Consider the following 15372-nt stretch of genomic DNA (forward strand, 5'->3'; position numbering starts at 1 on the left):
TAGGCTTTCTCGACGATGGTCGCCGATACCCAGATTTCGACCGACGCCATGATCGACACCCCGCTCGACCGGCGTCCGCTCAGGGAACTCGATCTGAGCTGGTTCGACCGGGTGACGTCGGTCCCGGCTCTTCTCCTCGCCCTGGTCGCGGTGAGCCTGCTGGCGGTGGGCCCCCTGCAGGAAGTGGACCGGCTCCTGGCGCGGCGCTGGCTCGTGCAGATCGACCCGTCCTCCCTGGCGTTCGCCCAGAACGTGTTGGACCGGATCGCCGGCCAAGCCGTGTGCCTGCCCGTGCTGGCAATAGTCGCGATCGTTCTCGCACGACGACGGCGCTCGTGGCGACCGGTCGTGATCGCCCTGCTCGCCGAGGCGGGCTTCCTCGGCGGGGTGGGAACGCTCAAGGTGCTGCTCGGCCGCGGAGCGTCCTCCACGGGTGACCCCCGCTTCTTCGAAGCGGGCCTGCTCGAGATGGGCACCCTGGGGATCAGCTTCCCCTCAGGTCACGCCGCGGAGGCGGTGCTGATCTACGGCACGGCCGTGCACCTGATCTCGCACTACAGCAGCGCTTCCCAGCATGTGGTGCGGAACCTGCGCTGGATCGTGGTGCTGCTCTGCGTGAACTCCGTGAGCGTGTCCTTCCTGCTCGGCTGGCACTGGATGACCGACCTCAACGGCGGTCTCCTCGCCGGCGGTCTGCTCCTGCGACTGCTGGTCGAGGCGGATCGGCGCTCGGGGGACGCGACGGCAGCGCGGCGCACCTCACCGGGCGCTCACACCGAGCTTCCTGCCGATCGTCGAGTCATCCGCGAGCACGTCCAGCAGCAGGGCGGCCAGATCGCTGCGGGAGATCGACCCGCGCAGGGTTCCCTGCTCTGAGGGCTCGAGTGCGCGCCATGCCCCGGAGGCGGGCCCGTTCGTGAGACCTGTCGGACGCACCAGCGTCCAGTCCAGCCCGGACTCGACCACCGCCGATTCCTGCTCGTCATGGTCGGCCAGCGGCTTCGCGAGCAGAGTCTTCATGGCCCACCCGACGATGCCGGGCAGCTGAGAGCCGGAGTCTCCCGCTCCCAGCGAGGACTGCACGACGAGTCGGCGGGCGCCCGCGGCCTGCATCGCGGTGACCACCGCCCTGGTCACGGCGGCGCGCTGGTGAGGGACACCCTTGGCTCCGCCGACGGTCACCACCACGGCATCGGCGCCGGCCACGGCCTCAGCGGCGATTCCCGGCGCCAGGGCGTCGCCGGAGAGCGCGCGGGCACCGGCGGGAGCTGCGCCGCGGCGGGAGAGCGCGGTGACCTCATGGCCCTGCTCATGCGCCAGGGAGGCCAGCAGCGCTCCAGTGCCCGTCGAGACGCCGATCACAGTGATCTTCACAGAATTCCCCTCACGTCATCGATGCCTGCGTGAATCGTAGCCACCCTGCTCGCAGGGTGCGGCGGGCTCACGGCGCGCAGTCGATGCAGGTGGTCGCCTCCGGTCGGGCCACCAGGCGTGCCGGCGCGATGGGGCGACCGCAGGCGCTGCACCGGCCGTCCTCGCCGCGCGACCAGCGAGCGTGCGCGTCGTCGATCGCGGCGAGAGTCTCGAGCGTGTTCTGGCGCAGGCCTTCGAGCCGGGACCACTGGGCGGACAGCGGGACCCCGTCGGGATCGTGCTCATCATCGTCGCTGAGGCCCTCGCGCGTGCGCCGCAGCGCGAAGAGCTCCTGCTCGATGTCCGTCAGGCGCGCGAGCGCCTCCTGCCGACGGGCCGCGATGCTCGCTGCCCGTGACGGTGACGAGTCCATTGCGAGCTCCCTTCAGGTCTGCGGCGAGAGGCTGCTGCCCCCGGTGCGCTGCTCCCAGTGTGCCCCGCCGTCGCGCTGATGACAGATCTTCCCTCGGCGGCTGGGTGCTCGTGTTGCCCCGCGCCCCCGCTCGCCGGGCGGGGCAGGCGAGAGCGCATGACTTCACCCGTGAGCGCGGGCGGGGAGAGGCGCAGGATCTGACTTCGAAGGGCCCGCGCCGGGCCGTCGAACCGGCGGTGGCCTCAGGGCCGGATCGCCCGTTCCTCGGCCGCGTGGCCCGCTCGCAGATGCGCGACCTGGGACATCCGCAGCGGCTCGAAATAACTCGGCGAGCGGGCCGAGCGCAACGTCGTGGTGACGCACATATGGTCCCCGCTGTCGTCGAGAAGGGTGAGTCGCTCGACGAGCATCCGGTGCGGGCAGGCTTCGAGGAGGGGGACCCCGCTCTCGTCGATGCTGATCTCGAGCCCGGAGAACTTGTCCTCGTCCTCGCCGGAGAGGGTCCCGAAGCGCTTCGCGAGGTCGAGGTCCTCGGCGGTGAGGAAGTGGATCGCGAAATGGGTGGCCCGCAGCCCGACCCGGTAGGTGTGGTTCGCCTTGGACAGCCACAGGCAGTAGTGCGCGGCCGAGATGCTCGACTGCGCATGGAAGCCCACCAGGCAGCCGGCCTGCTCACCGTCGGCCGCGGTGGTGACCACGACCATCGCGGGATCGGCTGCGGCCATCAGCTGTGTGAAGGCGTCGTCATTCATCGGCTGAGCCCTTTCGCGGGAGTGTCTCGTAGCGGAGGAACAGCGTGTCCTCCTCGACCATCGCGGCCTTCAGCGCGAAGCTGCTGAGCGGTGCACCCGGAGGGGTGACGCTGACCGGCAGCGGGTCCCCGCCCATCAGGGGGGAGAGGGACAGGCACAGCTCGTCGAGGCGGTCGGCGGCGACCAGCTCGCCGAGCCATCGCGGGCCGCCCTCGCACAGCACCACCCGATCTCCGCGTTCGGCCAGTGCGCGCAGCGCGGTCGCCGGGTCGACCCGGTCCTGGCCGGCGATGATCACCGTCGCCGTCTCACGCACTGCGGCCAGGCGCCGCGGATCGGCGGCGGCGCAGCTGATGACGAGGGTCCGCGCGTCCGCGGGCGCGCCCGCGAAGACGCTCGCGGTGAGATCCAGGTCGAGGCTGCGGCTGACGATCGCGACCGGCGGGGTCGCGGAACGACCGCTGAGCCGACGCTGCTCGCGTGCCTGCTCGGACAGCCGGATCGGCGCGTAGCCCTCGCGGCGCACGGTCTCGGCACCGATCAGCACCACATCGGCGATCTGCCGCATGCGGCGGAACAGCGACTGGTCGGGGGCGGTGGACAGGGCCCCGACGCGCCCGTCGATCGCGGCGGTGCCGTCCAGGCCGGCCACCATGTGCCCGGTCACCCAGCATTCATGTCGGGGTCGGGAGCGGTCCACAGCGAGGTAAGGCTCGAGGGGGTCGGGAACGTGCGCGCCGTGCTCGAGGAGCTCCATCAGGGCACCCTACGCCGCCGGCTGCGGGACGCGATGACGGTGCAGCGGGGGGAGCGGGCGCTCAGCCTGTCGCGCTGGTCGCAGGCCAGGCGTTCGGCGCGCATCCTTCGAGGTCCATGGACTGCTGCAGCATCACGGGCGCGGGTTGCTCGGCTCCGCCGCACTGGGCATGGCTGTGGCCGAGGAGATGACCCACTTCGTGATTGATCATGTAGGCGCGGTACTCCGTGAGGTCGCCATAGGTCGGGGTGGCGTGGAGCCAGCGGTCCGAGTTCAGCGCCACGTCCGGGCCGATGCGGCAGCTCCAGGTCCCTCCGGTCTTCGCCGGCAGGCAGAGCGCATCCACGGTGGGCGGGGACCCCAGTGAGATGGTGAACTCGGCCTCCTCGGCTGTCGCCAGCTGATGGAACGCCACTCCTTCGAGCTCCTGCCAGCCACGGGGATCGGCGAGGACCCGGGCGATCTCCGCCGAAGCCTCCTCGGCACTGACTCCGATGCCGTCCTCGACCCGCACGGCGTAGGTGCGCACCGTCGCACCCTCCGCGGCTGCAGGCGCGGGGGAAGGCTGAGCGAAGGTCCAGGTGCCGGCGCCCACGGTGCCGGTGCGCACCATCGCCTCCTCGTCGGCCGGGCCGTCTCCTTCAGCCTCCGGGGTGCCTTCGGCCTCCGGGGTGAGCGTCTCCACGGTCGCTCCGCCAGCATCCGACGGGCCCTAGCCGCCGGCGTCGTCGGTCGCGGACGCGGTGCGGGAGCTCGAGCCGGGGTTCTGAGAGTCCTCGTCCCCGCCGAGTGCCCGGACCACGGCGACCAGCGCCAGGATCAGCAGCGCGACCAGCAGCAGCACCAGGCCGGAACGGACCAGCCGGCCGCGCCGGGTGAGCCGGAGCTGGGGACGAGGAGCGGAGGGCGGGGGCACAGGCTCACGCTAGAGGACCGGACCGGCTGCGCGACGGAGAAACGCGGGACCCGGGAAGCGGTCTCCACCCTGATAGCCTGGGGCGATGAGCTGCCGCGTCGTCGGCATCGACTCACCGTGCCCGCGACGCCGGGGCTCCTGGCCGCTCGATTCAGGCGGGGTCGGGAGATGCGGGGTCCGTGGTCGTGCCCTCTTCCCGCAGACGCGGTTCGACCCGCATCGACGGGTGATAGCCGGTCTTGTCCGCGTAGAAGTCACGGATCCGGTCCATGTCCGCACCGATGTCGCCGGTGAGTTCGAGGCTCGGGCCCAGTCCGGCGGTCATCGTGGTGCGGTCCACATATCCGAGCACCACCGGCAGCCCGGTGGTGCGGGCGATGCGGTAGAAGCCGGACTTCCAATGGGTGTGCGCGCCGCGGGTCCCGTCGGGCGTGACCACCAGGCCGAACACCTCACCGGCGTGCACCCGGGCCACCACTTCGTCGACCACCTTGCTCGGGTCCGAGCGGTCCACCGGGATCCCGCCCAGAGCCCGCATGATCGGGCCCCTCCACGAAGTGAACAGCGTGTGCTTCCCCAGCCAGCGCAGCGGCAGCCGCAACTTCCAGGAGATCGCGAGCATGAACGCGAAGTCCCAGTTGGAGGTGTGCGGGGCGCCGAGGATGACAGCGGGCTGGCGCGGAGCCGGTTCGGTGACGAGCGTCCAGGGGCTGAGGGCCCAGAAGGCGCGGGCGAGGAGGCGACGGAGCATGGGCTCAACCTAGACGAGGTGGGGGAGCCGAGGGAGCAGAACGCGCAGGCCGTCGCCGCATCTCCAGGAGATCACTCCCCTCCGGGCCGGCGCCTGGTGCGTTTGAGGTCCGCCCGTCGGCTCTTCGCCTCGAGCCGCCGACGTTTCGAGCCCTTCGTGGGGCGAGTCGCCCGGCGCACCACGGGAGGGGCGACAGCCTCCCGCAGCAGTGCTGCGAGACGCTCCCGTGCCGCCCGGCGGTTCTGTCGTTGTGAGCGCTGCTCCGATGCGGTCACGGTGAGGACTGTGCCCGCGAGCTTCCCGGAGAGCCGGGACAGGATCCGTGCCCGCTGGACCGCGTCGAGCGCGGTGGTGGTGGCGAGGTCCAGGCTCAGCTGCACCCGGGAATCGGTGGTGTTGACTCCCTGCCCGCCGGGGCCGGAGGCGTGGGAGAACTGCTCGTCCAGCTCAGCGGCCGGCACCCGCAGGCCGCGCGGTGCGCCGGGGCCCGGGGTGACCAGCAGATCGTCCATACCTCCAGTCTGGCCGACGGGCGGGCGGGAAGGCGCCGGCCGGAGCGTGGGATTGCACGCGTCGACCGCTCCTGACGCGAGCTGCCGGTCAGCGCGCGCCGCCAGTCACCGCGCACTGCTGGCCACCGCGGACTGCTGGCCACCGCGGGCCATGGACGCGGCGGCGCGCAGCGGGCACGATGGCCGTATGACTGAGTCAGCGGGGGCGGCGCACAGTCCAGAGTCGAGCGCCGAGGGGACGGCGCGCACTCGTCGCCCGGCGGTGGCATGGGATCCGGGCGCCGACACGCTCATCGCACTGCTCACCCTCCTGGGATTCTGGGCCTCCTACTGGGCGGGAACCACGATCCATTCCGTGTTCCTCTACGCCGGGATCCTGCTGCTGGGCACTCTGGTGCCGGCGTGGGTGGTGCTGCATCGCCGCCGCGAGGGGCTCGCGGGACTCGGCATCACCCGCCGCTTCCTGGCTCGGTCCCTGGTCATCTCCGCGGTGCTGGGAGTCGGCTCCGCCTATCAGCTGGTCATGCTGTCCGCCGAGCAGGGGATCCCGGTGCTCCCGCACCTGCTCGGGAACCTGATGGTGCTGTGGGAGCCGCTGTTCGTCTTCGGCTGGCTCTTCCTACGCTGGGAGCGCGCCTTCGGCTGGCTGCCGGCGATCGGACTGACCGGCGCGGGCTTCACGCTCCAACACGTGGGCAGCGTCCCGCTGCTCGCGGCGCTGAGCTTCGGCGCCTTCGCACTCGTCTTCGCCGTCGTGTTCGCCCTGGTGCGGAACCTGCTGATCCTGTGGCCGCTGTTCTACCCGGTCGCCAGCGGGATCGGCACTCTGCAGTCCGGCTTCGCGATGGACTGGGGCGACGTGGTGATCGGGGCGGCGCTGCTGGTGGTCCAGCTCGCGATCATCCTCGGGGTGTGGAGGACTCGCCGCCTATAGTCGCCTCGGCACCGCTCGTCGCTCCGGCACCGCTCGTTGCCTCGGCACCGCCGAGACCGGTATCGGTGCCGGTGAGACCGTCAGGAGTCGAGCAGGTGGAACCGATGACCCTTCCTTTCCAGCGCAGCGAGCACGCGGCACCGATGGCACCCGCGCTCGCCGCCGCGCTGCGCGATGCCGATCTCGGCGTGCGCCGAGGCGTCGTGGAGCTCTCGGAGCCCTCGCCCCGCTGGGCCCGGACATTCGCCGGGCTGGTCGACGCGCTGACACCCACCCGCCCGGTCGACGCCCTCGCCCTCGAACACATCGGGTCCACCTCAGTGCCCGGCCTGCCCGCCAAAGCGATCCTCGACGTGGCGATCGGTCAGCGGCCCGGCTCGGACCCGCTGCCGCTGCACGGGTGGCTGATGCGCGCCGGGCATCTCTACCGCGGCGAAGCCGATGGGAACCGCCCCGATCGGATCTACGCCCTCGAGCTCGAGCCTGGAGTGCGGCTGGTCAATGTCCACGTGCTCGACCACGGTGATGAGCAGTGGCGCCGCTATCTCGCCTTCCGCGATCACCTGCGCACCCACCCGGCGGAGCGCGATGCCTATGCGAAGTGCAAGCGGCGCCTGGCCAGGGAGCACCCCGAGGACCGGCTCGCGTACGTGCAGGCCAAGGGCTCGTTCATCACCGGCCGAGATACCGGAACCTCCGAGGGGTAGCCGCGCGACCACCACCGGGGCACGATGGAGCCATGGCTGATTCGAAGAAAGTTCTGTCCTCCACCGAGATCGCCGACGCCGCCCTCGAAGGCTGGCAGCAGGACGGCGAGACGCTCACCGCCGGCTTCGCCACCGGTGATTTCGCCACCGGTCTCGATCTTGTGAACCGCATCGGTGCCGCCGCAGAGAAGGCGAACCATCACCCGGACCTCACCCTCACCTATCCGGAGGTCACGGTGACGCTGACGAGCCACGACGTCGGTGGCGTCACCAGCCGCGACCTGGAGCTTGCCCGCGTCATCAGCGGTTATGCCGCGCAGCTCGACATCGCCGCCTCGCAAGGCTGAACCGCCTCGCCCGGCTGAACCCGCCTCGCCATGCTGAACGGCCGTGCCAGGCTGAATGGCTGCGCCAGGCTGAATGGCTGCGCACAGCTGAACGGCCGCGTGACGCTGAACGGATTCGGGGCGGGGTGCAGCGAGCGGTGAGCAGGAGCTCGCCGCTCACACGCGATGCGCCCCGGCGACCCCGGTCTCGATCACGAAGGAGGCGTCCGTCTCGCGCGGCGCATCCGCAGTGGAGACGTACTCCACGGTGTGGAAATCAGCCCGGAACTGCTCGGGGGAGACCTCACAGGTGACATAGCCGCGACGATCCTGGCGGTAGTGCATGTACGGCATGTCGCTCTGCCACAGCTCGAGCTGGCCGTCGGAGACGTTCATCCCGTCGCCGTTGGAGGTGACCGAGGTGACCACCACCTCGCTTCCGAGGACAGGGCTCGCATCGTCCTCGAAGTCTCGGCGCAGGTCGTTGAGGTAGTGGCAGTGGACATCCCCGGTGAGGACCACGAAGTTCTCGATCTCACGCTCGGCGACGAGGCCGAGGACCCTGTCGCGGGACCCCTGGTACCCGTCCCAGCCGTCGTTGTACGCGCCGGGCCCGCCGACCTTGTAGTCCATGTTCGCGAAGAAGATCTGCTGCGGCACCACATTCCACACAGCGCGTGATTCCACCAGACTCTGCTCGAGCCAGCGGTGCTGCTCCTCGCCGAGCATGTCGGTGGCCCACTGCTCGGGGCCCACCATGTCCTTCTTCCCGCCGTAGGGCTGCGGGTCGCGGTACTGGCGGGTGTCCAGCACGCTGAACCGCGCGAGATCCCCGTAGTCGAATCCGCGGTACAGCGGCAAGGCGGTGTCCACCGGCTTGCGGAAGCGGCGCAGGGGCATGTGCTCCCAGTACGCCTGGTAGGCCGCGGTGCGGCGCGCTGTGAAGTCCGCGGTGGAGGCATTTCCCTGGCCCGGGTCGTCGTTCTCCGGGGACATGCCCGCGTAGTTGTTGTCCACTTCGTGGTCGTCCCAGGTCACGATCCAGGGCGCGGCGGCGTGGGCCGCCTGCAGGTCCTTGTCGGTCTTCTGCTGGGCGTGGCGGCGGCGATACTCGCCCAGGGTGTGAATCTCATCGCCCTCGTGGCGTCGCACCCCGCCCTGCTTCCCGGCCGCGTACTCGTAGAGGTAGTCGCCCAGGCAGAACACCACGTCCAGATCGTCCTGGGCCAGGTGCTTGTAGGCGGTGAACCACCCCTGCTCGAAGCTCGCACAGGAGGTGACGCCGAAGGAGATCGGGCTCAGGGATCCGGCCGCCGGTGCGGTGCGGGTGCGACCTGCGGGGGAGATCTCTCCACCGACCCGGAAGCGGTACCAGTACGGCGTCCCCGGTGCGAGCCCTCCCACCTCGACGTGCACGCTGTGGGCCTCCTCGGGCAGTGCCTGCACGGTCCCGCTCTGCAGGACGGTCGCGAAGTCGTCGTCCTCCGCGATCTCCCACTCGACCTCGACGGTGCGCTGCGGCATCCCGCCGTCCTCGAGCAGCGGTTCCGGGGCGAGGCGGGTCCACAGCACCACCGAGTCCGGCAGCGGATCACCGGAGGCGACCCCGAGGGTGAACGGTGCGGCGACCCGGCCGGCGGTCAGCGCGAGGATCGAGGCGGGGACGGCGAGACCCGCACCGAGCGCGGCACCGCCGATGAGCATGGTGCGGCGGCTGGGACGGGTGAGGAGAGGAAGGGGCACGGGTACTCCAGATCGGGAACGAGCCGTGTCGTCAACGGCCCCGACCACCGTAGGAGCGCACCCCTCCGCAGTTCACGGGAGGGACCATGACCATGCGGTGAACATCCTCGGAACGGCTGAGTTCAGGTTCCATCAGCACGGCGGCCTGCGCCCCGCCGGATGCGCCGAAAGGGTATTCCTGGGGGCCGATCGCGGCTACAGTTCGCGCACCAGGTCCGTCGTGCCCGATGACGAGCGCGGCGGGATGAAGGACCCCATACCCACGACGACGTGCGGAGGACCTCATGACACCGGATTCCCTCACCCTCTCCCCGGCGAGCCTCACCACGGTCGGGGTGATCGTGGTGATCGCCCTGATCGCGATCGCGATGGCCCTCCGATTCCGCACCGAGGTGCTGCGCGCCAAGACCGGCACCGACGCCATGAACGAGGTCGCCGCGGCGGTCCAGGAGGGCGCCGCCGCGTACCTCCGTCGTCAGCTGCGCACCCTGGGCGTCTTCGCCGTGCTCACCTTCCTGCTGCTCCTGCTGCTGCCCACCCACGGCGCCACCGGCACCGAGGGGATGCTGCTGCGCGTCGCCCGCTCGGTCGCCTTCCTGGTCGGTGCGGGGTTCTCGGGCCTGATCGGCTACCTCGGGATGTGGCTCGCAGTGCGCGCGAACGTGCGGGTCGCCGCAGCGGCGCACGAGGTCGGCCGAGATCCGGCGATGCTCATCGCCGTGCGCACCGGGGCCTGCGTCGGGATGGCGACGATAGGCTTCGGCCTGCTCGGCGCGGGGATCGTGGTGCTCCTCTTCCGCGGGGACGCCGCCCTGGTGCTCGAGGGCTTCGGCTTCGGCGCCGCGATGGTCGCGATGTTCATGCGCGTCGGCGGCGGCATCTTCACCAAGGCCGCCGACGTCGGCGCCGACCTGGTCGGCAAGCTCGAGAAGAACATCCCCGAGGACGATCCCCGCAACGCCGCGACCATCGCGGACAACGTCGGCGACAACGTGGGGGACTGCGCCGGGATGGCGGCGGACCTCTTCGAGTCCTATGCCGTGACCCTCGTCGCCGCGCTCATCCTGGGCCGGGCCGCCTTCGGGGAGGCCGGCATGGTCTTCCCCCTCATCGTCCCCGCGATCGGTGTGCTCACCGCCCTGATCGGCATCTACCTCACCACCCCGAAGCGGGGCCAGAGCGCCCTGACCACGATCCGCCGCTCCTTCCTGGTCTCCGCCGCGATCTCCGCGGTGCTGTGCACGATCGCTGCCTTCCTCTACCTCCCCGGCACCTTCGCCGAGCTCGGGATCGAGGAGACCACCGCCGCGATCGACGATCCGCGGATCATCGCTGCCGGAGCCGTGGCGATCGGCATCGCCCTCGGTGTGCTGATCCTCTACCTCACCGGCTACTACACCAGCACCGAGGACCGCCCCGTGCGCCAGGTCGCCGCGACCTCCCGCACCGGCGCCGCGACCGTGGTGCTCTCCGGCTTCTCCCTCGGGCTGGAATCCGCGGTGTTCACCGCGCTGGTCATCGCCGCCGCCGTGTTCGGCGCCTTCCTGCTCGGCGGCTCCGGCATCGCCGGCCTGTTCGCGATCGCGCTCGCCGGCTGCGGCCTGCTCACCACCGTCGGCGTGATCGTCGCGATGGACACCTTCGGCCCGGTGACCGACAACGCCCAGGGCATCGCCGAGATGTCCGGGGACGTCGATGTCGAGGGCGCCCAGGTGCTCACCGAGCTCGACGCCGTCGGCAACACCACCAAGGCCATCACCAAGGGCATCGCGATCGCGACCGCCGTGCTCGCCGCGACCGCCCTGTTCGGCTCCTACACCGACGCGATCCGTGATGTGCTCGGGGACCGCTACCAGGACTTCCTGGATCAGTCCGTCGTCTTCTCCCCGCAGACCCTGGTCGGCGTGATCATCGGCGGCGCCGTGGTGTTCCTGTTCTCCGGCCTCGCGATCAGCGCCGTCGGCCGGGCCGCCGGTGCTGTGGTGTATGAGGTGCGCCGCCAGTTCCGCGAGATCGCCGGGATCATGGAGGGCACCGCGAAGCCCGAGTACGGGCGGGTGGTGGACATCGTCACCCGCGACTCGCTGCGGGAGCTCGCCACCCCCGGCCTGCTCGCCGTCGCCGCCCCGATCGCCGTCGGCTTCGGCCTCGGAGCGCCGGCCCTCGCCGGCTATCTCGCCGGCGCCATCGCCACCGGCGTGCTGATGGCGATCATGCTCGCCAACTCCGGCGGAGCCTGGGACAACGCCAAGAAGCTCGTGGAGGACGGCCACCACGGCGGCAAGGGCTCGCTCGCACATGAGGCCACCATCATCGGAGACACCGTCGGCGATCCGTTCAAGGACACCGCCGGCCCCTCCATCAACCCGCTGCTCAAGGTGATGAACCTGGTCGCGGTGCTGATCGCCCCCGCCGTGGTCGGGATGAGCGCGCTCAGCGGGGACGCGAACCCGCTGCGCTACCTGATCGCCGCCGCGGCCGTGGCCGCGATCGCGGTGGCGGTGACGATCTCGATCCGTCGCGGAGTGGTGCTGGATGCCGAGGTGGACGACGACGCCAGGTCGGACCTCTCCTGAACCGAATCCCGGCGGTGGTCGCTCCGCTCGAGGACACCCCCGGGGCCGCCGAGACCGCCGAGGATCGACGCCTCGACGTCCGGGAGGGCGAGCCGGGCTCAGGCCCGCGTGACTCGCCCTCGAAGGGGTAGCGCCGGAGTGCTTAGCATGAGCCCATGAACCACTTGCCTGCCAGCAGCTCCGCCGATGCAGCCGCAGCCGACTCCCGTCGCGTCCAGCAGGAGCGGCAGCGCTTCTTCATCGCGTTCGCCGTGATGGAGGGGATCGTGCTCGCGCTCGCGGCCGTCCTGATCTATGTCCTCGAGCTGATCGACCCCGCGCTGGGGCACTGGGTGCTCATCGCGATCGCACTCCTCGGGGGCGGCATCCTCAGCACTTACCTGGTCATCTCCATGCGCCCGAGTCGGCAGGGGTCGGCACCTGTGTCCGGTGCTGGGGATCGCAGCGTGTAGACGAGGGGACGGTTCCGAGGTCCGTCAGGAGTCCGCCCTTGTCGAAGAGCCTCGGGTTCGCCGCGAACCGGGGCCCTCCGGCACGGCGCAGATCCATCGGCATCTCGCGGGGGCCGCGAGCGCAGGCGCGGCGCGGGGGAGCTGCTCGGCGCCGGGCCGCATCGTCCCGACGGCCGGGCTCACGGCGCGCAGTCGATGCACCTCGTCGCCTCGGGCCGGGCCACGAGCCGGGCCGGAGCGATGGGCCTGGGCCGACCACACGGTAAGGGCCTTGGTCCCTGAGGTACGCCCTGCCTTCTTACTAACATGACAACATGATCGAGAACTCAAAACTCACCGTCATCGGAGCCGGCGCCGTCGGCTCCAGCGTCGCCTACGCGGCCCTCATCCGCGGGTCCGCCCGCCACGTCGCGCTGTATGACATCAACGCCGAGAAGACCGAGGCGGAGGTGCTGGACCTCGCCCACGGCACTTTGTTCACCCGCGGCGGCGACATCATCGGCGGCTCGGACATCGCTGTGGCCGAGGGATCGCACGTCGTGGTCATCACCGCCGGTGCCAAGCAGAAGCCCGGCCAGACCCGCATCGAACTGGCCGCGACGAATGCGAAGATCGTCCGCTCCCTCATGCGTCAGACTCTCGAGGTCGCGCCCGACGCCGTCTTCGTCATCGTCACCAACCCCTGCGACGTGCTGACCATGCTCGCCCACGAGGGCTCCGGGCTCCCGGCCGAGCGCGTCTTCTCCTCCGGCACCGTGCTGGACTCCTCGCGGCTGCGGTGGGAGATCGCGCGCCGCACGAACGTGGCGTCCACCAGCGTGCACGCCCAGATCGTCGGCGAGCACGGGGACACCGAGTTCCCGCTGTGGTCCGCCGCCCGCATCAATGCGGTGCCGATCCTCGACTGGACCGGCGAGGACCGGACGCCGATGTTCACCCCCGAACAGCTCGACCAGATCGCGGTCGACGTGCGCGACGCCGCCTACAAGGTCATCCAGGGCAAGGGCGCCACGAACTACGCCATCGGCCTGTCCAGCGCCCGCATCGTCGAGGCGATCCTCGGCGACGAGAACGCCGTGCTGAACGTCTCCACGGTGCTCTCCGACTTCCACGGCATCGACGGCGTCGCGCTGTCCGTGCCGAGCATCGTCAACTCCTCCGGCGCCCACCCCATCTACGAGACCCCCTTCGACGAGCAGGAGATCGCGAAGCTGCGCGAGTCCGCCGCGGCGCTCGAGAAGGTCGCCGCGGACCTGCGCGACTGATCCGCCGTCGCGATCCACGGGAGGAGCGAGGGACTCCCGCGGATGACCCCACCCCCGACCCCCGGGGACCGCGATCCGGTCGCCGCGGGTCGATCCCCTCGTGCCCGCCGGCGTGACACCGTCCCCGGCCCCGATCCAGAGGAACCCCGCACATGTGGATGCAATCCATCGACCCCCTCGGCAACCTGACGCTCTCCGCGCTGGTCGCCGCCCTGCCCATCCTCGTCTTCCTCCTCCTGATGGTGGTCTTCAAGCTCTCGGGAGTGATCTCGGGACTGATCGCCCTGGTGGTCGAGGTGCTCGTCGCACTGCTCGTCTTCGGCATGCCGGCCTCGGCCGTGGCCGGCGCCGGGCTCTCCGGCCTGCTCACCGCGATCTGGCCGATCGCCTACATCATCGTGATGGCGGTGTGGCTCTACCGCCTGGCCGTGTTCTCGGGCCGCTTCGACATCATCCGCTCCTCGATCGGAGCGATCTCCGCTGACCAGCGGGTGCAGGTGCTGCTGATCAGCTTCGGCTTCGGCGCCTTCCTCGAGGGGGTGGCAGGCTTCGGCGTCCCCATCGCGATCTGCGCCGCCCTGCTGGTGCAGCTCGGTTTCACGCCCATCAGGGCCGCGGTGATCTCGCTGGTCGCGAACGCCGGTGCCGGCGCCTACGGCGCGATCGGCATCCCGGTGCTGGTCGGCGCCCAGGTGACCGGCCTGGACGTCATGGAGCTCTCCCGCGCTCTGGTCATCGTGCTGCAGCCGCTGACGTTCCTGATCCCGTTCTTGCTGGTGGTGATGATGGACGGGCTGCGGGGACTGCGCGAGACCTTCCCGCTCACCCTGGTGGTCTCCGTGGTCTTCAGCGGGGTGCAGGGCGGGGTGCTGTGGTTCCTCGGCCCCGAACTGGCGGACATCGGCGCGGGCCTGGCGGCGATGGTGGCCGTCTTCGCCGTGAGCCGGGTGTGGAAGCCGCGACGGATCTACCGCGAGAACGACTCCCCGATCCCCGAGGCCGAGAAGCACAGCTTCCACGAGGTGGTGGTGGCCTGGAGCCCCTTCTACATCCTCTCCGGCTTCATCCTGCTATGGTCGCTGCCCCCGGTGAAGGAGCTGTTCGCCACCGGCGCCCTCGCCGCCACCACCCTCCGCGTCCCGCTGCCCGGCCTGACCGGGGAGGTCTCCACCGCCGCCGGCGACCTCGTCGAGTACACCTGGAACGTCTCGATCCTCGGCGCCACCGGTACCGCGATCCTGCTCGCCGTGATCCTCTCCTTCCTCACCACCCCGCAGGTCTCCCTGCGCGAGCTGCTCCGCGAGCTGGGCGGCACCCTCAAGAGCCTGGGCAAGGCGATCGTGCTGATCGCTGTGATCCTGGTGCTCGCCAACATCGCCAACTACTCCGGGGGCTCGACCTCGATGGGCTCGGCGCTGGCCGCCGTCGGACCGCTGTTCCCGCTGATCGCTCCCGTGATCGGCTGGATCGGGGTGTTCCTGACCGGCTCCGTCGTCAACAACAACACCCTGTTCGCTCCGCTGCAGGTCGCCACCGCCGAGGGCATCGGGGCGGCGCCCGCGCTGCTGGTGGGCGGCAACACCGCCGGCGGCACCACCGCGAAGGTCATCTCCCCGCAGTCGATCGCGATCGCCGCTGGCGCGGTGGGCCTGTCCGGCCGGGAGGGCGAGATCCTGCGCCGGGCGATCGCTCCGAGCCTGGGGATGCTGGCCGTCATCTGCGTATGGAACTTCGTGCTCGCGCTGCTGCTGTGAGCGGCGGCGTGGTGCCGGTGCGCGTGGTCTCCACCTGCAGCAGCCGTCCGCGCCAGGTATTCGGCAGCGGGGTCGAGGCCTCCGAGCACATCGACCGGCTGCGCGGCGATCAGGGCTGAGGCACCCGGCCCCGGCACCGCA

Annotated in this window: 19 protein-coding genes; 9 read left to right on the forward strand and 10 right to left on the reverse strand. The window is 70.7% G+C overall.

Translation table 11 applies throughout. The features are described 5' to 3' along the window. The first annotated feature begins 15 nt into the window (after positions 1-15). On the forward strand, positions 16-876 hold the full coding sequence (locus ACT3SQ_RS14555; protein ID WP_441445689.1) for a phosphatase PAP2 family protein: 861 nt from the start codon (positions 16-18) through the stop codon (positions 874-876). On the opposite strand, the gene ACT3SQ_RS14560 is transcribed toward ACT3SQ_RS14555, so the two are convergent. From ACT3SQ_RS14560 to arfB, 8 genes are all read right to left on the reverse strand, one after another. Continuing rightward, positions 760-1374, reverse strand: a complete 615-nt coding sequence (locus ACT3SQ_RS14560; RefSeq protein WP_441445690.1) for an NAD(P)-dependent oxidoreductase — start codon at positions 1372-1374, stop codon at positions 760-762. The two genes, ACT3SQ_RS14555 and ACT3SQ_RS14560, sit on opposite strands and share 117 nt — an antisense overlap. 67 nt (positions 1375-1441) lie before the next feature. Then, complete coding sequence (locus ACT3SQ_RS14565) at positions 1442-1786, reverse strand: TraR/DksA family transcriptional regulator (protein ID WP_441445691.1); 345 nt, start codon at positions 1784-1786, stop codon at positions 1442-1444. A gap of 242 nt (positions 1787-2028) precedes the next feature. Then, the gene (locus ACT3SQ_RS14570; protein ID WP_441445692.1) at positions 2029-2538 is read right to left on the reverse strand and encodes a flavin reductase family protein; all 510 of its coding nucleotides are present in this window, start codon (positions 2536-2538) and stop codon (positions 2029-2031) included. Then, on the reverse strand, positions 2531-3295 hold the full coding sequence (locus ACT3SQ_RS14575) for a dihydrofolate reductase family protein (RefSeq protein WP_441445693.1): 765 nt from the start codon (positions 3293-3295) through the stop codon (positions 2531-2533). The genes ACT3SQ_RS14570 and ACT3SQ_RS14575 overlap by 8 nt, the downstream gene beginning before the upstream one ends. 61 nt (positions 3296-3356) lie before the next feature. Beyond that, entirely contained in the window at positions 3357-3980 is a 624-nt protein-coding gene (locus tag ACT3SQ_RS14580) for a DUF3152 domain-containing protein (protein WP_441445694.1), read from the reverse strand. Between the two features lie 27 nt (positions 3981-4007). Continuing rightward, positions 4008-4211 (reverse strand): hypothetical protein, encoded by a 204-nt coding sequence (locus ACT3SQ_RS14585; protein ID WP_441445695.1) that lies wholly within the window; start codon positions 4209-4211, stop codon positions 4008-4010. Positions 4212-4362: 151 nt separating this feature from the next. Next, positions 4363-4962 (reverse strand): 1-acyl-sn-glycerol-3-phosphate acyltransferase, encoded by a 600-nt coding sequence (locus ACT3SQ_RS14590; RefSeq protein WP_441445696.1) that lies wholly within the window; start codon positions 4960-4962, stop codon positions 4363-4365. A 71-nt stretch (positions 4963-5033) separates the two neighbouring features. Next, the gene (gene arfB / locus ACT3SQ_RS14595; protein ID WP_441445697.1) at positions 5034-5474 is read right to left on the reverse strand and encodes an alternative ribosome rescue aminoacyl-tRNA hydrolase ArfB; all 441 of its coding nucleotides are present in this window, start codon (positions 5472-5474) and stop codon (positions 5034-5036) included. A gap of 187 nt (positions 5475-5661) precedes the next feature. Here arfB and ACT3SQ_RS14600 point away from each other — a divergent pair, with 187 nt between their 5' ends. From ACT3SQ_RS14600 to ACT3SQ_RS14610, 3 genes are all read left to right on the forward strand, one after another. Then, positions 5662-6408 (forward strand): hypothetical protein, encoded by a 747-nt coding sequence (locus tag ACT3SQ_RS14600; protein WP_441445698.1) that lies wholly within the window; start codon positions 5662-5664, stop codon positions 6406-6408. Positions 6409-6512: 104 nt separating this feature from the next. Further along, entirely contained in the window at positions 6513-7115 is a 603-nt protein-coding gene (locus tag ACT3SQ_RS14605; protein ID WP_441445699.1) for a GrpB family protein, read from the forward strand. 32 nt (positions 7116-7147) lie between these two features. Continuing rightward, positions 7148-7462: a 4a-hydroxytetrahydrobiopterin dehydratase gene (locus ACT3SQ_RS14610; RefSeq protein ID WP_441445700.1), complete on the forward strand. Its 315-nt coding sequence runs from the start codon at positions 7148-7150 to the stop codon at positions 7460-7462. Positions 7463-7618: 156 nt separating this feature from the next. On the opposite strand, the gene ACT3SQ_RS14615 is transcribed toward ACT3SQ_RS14610, so the two are convergent. Continuing rightward, complete coding sequence (locus tag ACT3SQ_RS14615; RefSeq protein WP_441445701.1) at positions 7619-9184, reverse strand: alkaline phosphatase D family protein; 1566 nt, start codon at positions 9182-9184, stop codon at positions 7619-7621. 284 nt (positions 9185-9468) lie between these two features. Here ACT3SQ_RS14615 and ACT3SQ_RS14620 point away from each other — a divergent pair, with 284 nt between their 5' ends. Continuing rightward, positions 9469-11760, forward strand: coding sequence for a sodium-translocating pyrophosphatase (locus ACT3SQ_RS14620; protein ID WP_444599772.1), 2292 nt, complete (start codon positions 9469-9471; stop codon positions 11758-11760). A 155-nt stretch (positions 11761-11915) separates the two neighbouring features. Next, complete coding sequence (locus ACT3SQ_RS14625) at positions 11916-12212, forward strand: hypothetical protein (RefSeq protein WP_441445703.1); 297 nt, start codon at positions 11916-11918, stop codon at positions 12210-12212. Between the two features lie 179 nt (positions 12213-12391). Here ACT3SQ_RS14625 and ACT3SQ_RS14630 read toward each other — a convergent pair whose 3' ends face one another. Beyond that, a complete protein-coding gene (locus ACT3SQ_RS14630; RefSeq protein WP_441445704.1) occupies positions 12392-12520 on the reverse strand; it encodes a TraR/DksA C4-type zinc finger protein in 129 nt (42 codons plus the stop codon). A 6-nt stretch (positions 12521-12526) separates the two neighbouring features. Here ACT3SQ_RS14630 and ACT3SQ_RS14635 point away from each other — a divergent pair, with 6 nt between their 5' ends. From ACT3SQ_RS14635 to ACT3SQ_RS14645, 3 genes are all read left to right on the forward strand, one after another. Further along, positions 12527-13477: an L-lactate dehydrogenase gene (locus tag ACT3SQ_RS14635; protein WP_441445705.1), complete on the forward strand. Its 951-nt coding sequence runs from the start codon at positions 12527-12529 to the stop codon at positions 13475-13477. Positions 13478-13629: 152 nt separating this feature from the next. Further along, the gene (locus ACT3SQ_RS14640) at positions 13630-15231 is read left to right on the forward strand and encodes an L-lactate permease (protein WP_441445706.1); all 1602 of its coding nucleotides are present in this window, start codon (positions 13630-13632) and stop codon (positions 15229-15231) included. Then, a complete protein-coding gene (locus ACT3SQ_RS14645) occupies positions 15201-15350 on the forward strand; it encodes a hypothetical protein (protein WP_441445707.1) in 150 nt (49 codons plus the stop codon). Before ACT3SQ_RS14640 ends, ACT3SQ_RS14645 begins: the two co-directional genes overlap by 31 nt. Positions 15351-15372 lie beyond the last annotated feature (22 nt).

It is taken from the genome of Brachybacterium sp. AOP42-C2-15 (assembly GCF_052377065.1).
GTDB lineage: Bacteria > Actinomycetota > Actinomycetes > Actinomycetales > Dermabacteraceae > Brachybacterium.

Bases quoted from the DNA above. Each gene is read 5' to 3' on its own strand.
- ACT3SQ_RS14635 (WP_441445705.1), top strand. From the start codon at position 12,527: ATGATCGAGAACTCAAAACTCACCGTCATCGGAGCCGGCGCCGTCGGC.
- ACT3SQ_RS14625 (WP_441445703.1), top strand. From the start codon at position 11,916: ATGAACCACTTGCCTGCCAGCAGCTCCGCCGATGCAGCCGCAGCCGAC.
- arfB (WP_441445697.1), bottom strand. From the start codon at position 5,474: ATGGACGATCTGCTGGTCACCCCGGGCCCCGGCGCACCGCGCGGCCTG.
- ACT3SQ_RS14645 (WP_441445707.1), top strand. From the start codon at position 15,201: ATGGAACTTCGTGCTCGCGCTGCTGCTGTGAGCGGCGGCGTGGTGCCG.
- ACT3SQ_RS14630 (WP_441445704.1), bottom strand. From the start codon at position 12,520: ATGTTAGTAAGAAGGCAGGGCGTACCTCAGGGACCAAGGCCCTTACCG.
- ACT3SQ_RS14600 (WP_441445698.1), top strand. From the start codon at position 5,662: ATGACTGAGTCAGCGGGGGCGGCGCACAGTCCAGAGTCGAGCGCCGAG.
- ACT3SQ_RS14590 (WP_441445696.1), bottom strand. From the start codon at position 4,962: ATGCTCCGTCGCCTCCTCGCCCGCGCCTTCTGGGCCCTCAGCCCCTGG.
- ACT3SQ_RS14620 (WP_444599772.1), top strand. From the start codon at position 9,469: ATGACACCGGATTCCCTCACCCTCTCCCCGGCGAGCCTCACCACGGTC.
- ACT3SQ_RS14605 (WP_441445699.1), top strand. From the start codon at position 6,513: ATGACCCTTCCTTTCCAGCGCAGCGAGCACGCGGCACCGATGGCACCC.
- ACT3SQ_RS14565 (WP_441445691.1), bottom strand. From the start codon at position 1,786: ATGGACTCGTCACCGTCACGGGCAGCGAGCATCGCGGCCCGTCGGCAG.
- ACT3SQ_RS14610 (WP_441445700.1), top strand. From the start codon at position 7,148: ATGGCTGATTCGAAGAAAGTTCTGTCCTCCACCGAGATCGCCGACGCC.
- ACT3SQ_RS14555 (WP_441445689.1), top strand. From the start codon at position 16: ATGGTCGCCGATACCCAGATTTCGACCGACGCCATGATCGACACCCCG.
- ACT3SQ_RS14640 (WP_441445706.1), top strand. From the start codon at position 13,630: ATGTGGATGCAATCCATCGACCCCCTCGGCAACCTGACGCTCTCCGCG.
- ACT3SQ_RS14570 (WP_441445692.1), bottom strand. From the start codon at position 2,538: ATGAATGACGACGCCTTCACACAGCTGATGGCCGCAGCCGATCCCGCG.
- ACT3SQ_RS14575 (WP_441445693.1), bottom strand. From the start codon at position 3,295: ATGGAGCTCCTCGAGCACGGCGCGCACGTTCCCGACCCCCTCGAGCCT.